The 3,374-nt window shown below is 51.5% G+C and carries 2 protein-coding genes; one reads left to right on the top strand and one right to left on the bottom strand.

Annotated features, from left to right (window positions below):
• The coding region (locus tag Q1M07_RS01060) for a transposase (RefSeq protein ID WP_300449415.1) at window positions 1-522 on the top strand (522 nt) is incomplete at its 5' end.
• A gap of 660 nt (window positions 523-1,182) precedes the next feature.
• Here Q1M07_RS01060 and Q1M07_RS01055 read toward each other — a convergent pair.
• Window positions 1,183-3,090: a M57 family metalloprotease gene (locus Q1M07_RS01055; protein WP_300449413.1), complete on the bottom strand. Its 1,908-nt coding sequence runs from the start codon at window positions 3,088-3,090 to the stop codon at window positions 1,183-1,185.
• Window positions 3,091-3,374: the final 284 nt, after the last annotated feature.

Here is a 3,374-nt window from a genome sequence, read left to right as displayed (position 1 = left end):
CCGGAAACGTTGTTGGCACTTTTGTGGCTCTTGGATCACGGTCTTGCTGGAGTTGATGGCGGTTTTTGTGCCATTTCAATTCCTGGCAAATGCCCCAAAGCCCCGCCCGGATCAGGAAGTCTGAAGTTACGCCCGGACTACCAGGGGCTGCTGACGGTGAGCGGGGTGGGCAAAGTGCTCGCACTGACCATTGCGCTCGAGACCGGTCAGGTGAGCCGCTTTGCCACGGTGGGAGATTTTTCATCGTATTGCCGCTGTGTCGGCAGTGAGCATCGGTCGAACGGCAAGAAGAAAGGGAGCGGCAACGTCAAGAACGGCAACAAGTACTTGGCATGGGCCTTTGTCGAAGCGGCGAACTTCGCCGTGCGTTACGAGCCGGTGGTCAAGCGCTTCTACCAACGCAAGTGTGCCAAGACGATGCCCGTGGTGGCGATCAAGGCGGTGGCGCACAAACTGGCGCGGGCCTGTTACCACGTGATGCGCGATCGGGTGCCGTTTGACGTCCAGCGTGCGTTTGCCTGAAAGAATGGAGCGGGGGCGGTGAGCCAGACACGGGGTTGGCTAATCACCATCAGACTTGATTGGGCCACCGTCCGCCTCTCCGCCAGACCGGAGGCCGGCAGGGTCTGTAAGGTGGCAAAGCCGAAGTGCGCGGCTTTGCCACCTTACATCAGCCTAAATCACCGTTGGGCGTCCAGGGTGCGCTACGCCGGGCTGCAAAAAGCGCAGCCCGCCCTTGACGCAGGAGAAGTTATCGCGAGAACAAAGGTTTTGAAAAGGCAAAAGGCTTGACCAGTTCGCCTCTGCCGTGAGCCAACCGGGGTTGGTGCCCGCCACCATCGTGACGGGCAACCATAGATTTGTCATCGGCAAACATGCCGAACGACTTGGACACGTGCAGGGCACCGACGGTTTTCTGGGGCCGCAACCGCGGCCAGGGGCGCAGCCCGGGTGGCCACACCCGGACTACCGCCTTGATCCTGATGGGTGACTGGTGCGGACTGGTTCCGACACCGCAAGAACGAAAACCAGGGCGCGAGCGCCGGGCTGATGCCAGGAGCGGATTTGCTCACGAATGTATCGCCGCTGCATCGCGAGAGATTTTTTTAACCTGTTGACAGGGGCCGGCTAATGGGTGACCCCCATTTGGGACTGACCCCAATTCCTGACCCCTATATGAGATCATCGCAACCCGACATCCCATTTCTGATTCTCGCCACCCCAGCAACCAAAAACCCGCACTTCGGCACCGCTATTGTATTGTATACTGCGGTCTACGTCAAGGCAAAGGCCAGTATCACTGACGATGCGTCCATTTTCGACTCGCCATTTCTGATTTTCACCGCCCCAACAGCCCCAAACCTGAACTTTGGCACCGTCTTGGTATTGCGCGCCCCGATCCACATCAAGGCAAAGACCACCCTGACTGATGATCTGCCCATTCTCCAGTTTCCATTTCTGATTTTCACCGCCCCAGCAGCCCCAAACCTGAACTTTGGCACCGTTTTGGTATTGCGTGCCCCGATCTATGTCAAGACATAGCCCTGCGTTACTAACGATTTCTGTCCACGTTCCGAAGTTAGGATCTGAAAACGGCCCGGATGGAAATGGCAATACTTCAGCCTTCCATTCTTGGTTCTCACTACCCCAACACCCCCAAACCTGGACTTTGGCCCCACTATTGAATTGATTGCCACGGTCTACATCGAGGCATAGGCCAGCATCACTGATGATGCGTCCGTTCTCGACCCGCCATTTCTGATTTTCACCGCCCCAGCAGCCCCAAACCTGAACCTTGGCCCCACTATTGAATTGAGTGCCATGGTCTACATCGAGACACAAACCGGCTTCACTGATTATCTGCCCCTTAGGTTCCGCCCGAACCCAATTCTGATTATCGTCACCCGTACAGTGCCATACTTTTAATTTAGCGCCATTCTTTTTTCGTTCTCGGCGATCTACACCAAGACATAGCCCTGCGTTACTAATGATGCGTCCATCATCGATACGCCACCGCTGATTTTCACCACCCCAACATTCCCAAACCTGCACATTAGCGCCATTCTGGTGCTGTGTTCCGCGGTCTACTTCAAGACACTTACCTGCTTGGCTGAAGATATGCCCATTCTCGAAGCGCCATTTCTGATTTTCACCGCCCCAGCAGCCCCAAACCTGAACTTTGGCACCGTTTTTGTATTGCGTGTCACGATCTATGTTAAGGCATAAACCTGCATGACTTCGTATCTCTGCCCAAGGCGTTTTATGATACCACTTCTGGTTTTCACTACCCCAACATCCCCAAACCTGGACTTCAGCACCGGCGTTGTTTTGTGTTCCGAGGTCTACATCAAGACAAAGACCAGAAAATGACTGAATTTGAACTGGCGCTGGCCATCCATACCACTTCTGAAGACCTGTGATATCGCTGGAACTGAGTTTTCCATTACCGTTCCAATTCGGATTACAATAATTCATAATGGATGTCAAATCGTAATATGTGAGATATGTATCGCCGTCACCCCCTTGTTTTTCAGCTCGACATTCTATTGGCGCGTCAAGCCTGTTCTGTTCATGAGCGAACCCCAACGCATGTCCGAATTCATGTACAGCGATAGCCTTAATACAAGGCTGAAGATTGTTTCTGCAAATATTACTCCAATTATTAAAGGTGAAGTTCAGTGACATACCATTTCTTAACCCATCCAAATCTTTCCCTAGCTTTTTAACATGTGGACCGTTATCGGTTTTCTTTGAGAGATTTTGTACGGGATCTTCAATAACAATTCTTATCCCACGGCTATTTGGTAAGCATTCATTCCATCCTACAAAATCTACCAGGGAATGAAGTTCCCATGTTTCTTGAACAGCTTGCTCTACCCAGTGTCGACCTTGTGCATCCTGTGCTGTAGGATTTTCCCAGCATACAGGTATTTCTAATTGATCCCACTTTGTGGTTAATGGAGCCTGAAGTTTAGACGCTAGCTTGCCGATTTCGGCGTTCGCTTGCAGGACTGAGAATGAAAATACCCAAGGCAAAGACAGTATACAGGCGGAGAAGAAGAACCGCGCCACTCTATGAAAATAACTCATGAGAACATGCCCTTCCTAATAAAATAGAAATGCACGGCGTTAGTGCATAATTCGCCATGAAAAATTAATATAAAAACAGCATGTTAGAGAAAGCAACTTTCGGAAAATATGCCAGGAACGTCAAATTTTGTCATAAATTGATGCCTGTATCACTTTAAGTTCAGACTTCCTGATCCGGGCGGGGCTTTGGGGCATTTGCCAGGAATTGAAATGGCACAAAAACCGCCATCAACTCCAGCAAGACCGTGATCCAAGAGCCACAAAAGTGCCAACAACGTTTCCGG

The organism is Accumulibacter sp. (assembly GCF_029255285.1).
GTDB lineage: Bacteria > Pseudomonadota > Gammaproteobacteria > Burkholderiales > Rhodocyclaceae > Accumulibacter.
Note: the sequence above shows the minus strand (reverse complement) of the source record. Positions and strands in the feature narration are given on the sequence as shown.

Coding starts and splice junctions, on each gene's coding strand:
- Q1M07_RS01055 (WP_300449413.1), bottom strand. CDS start 3,090: ATGAGTTATTTTCATAGAGTGGCGCGGTTCTTCTTCTCCGCCTGTATA.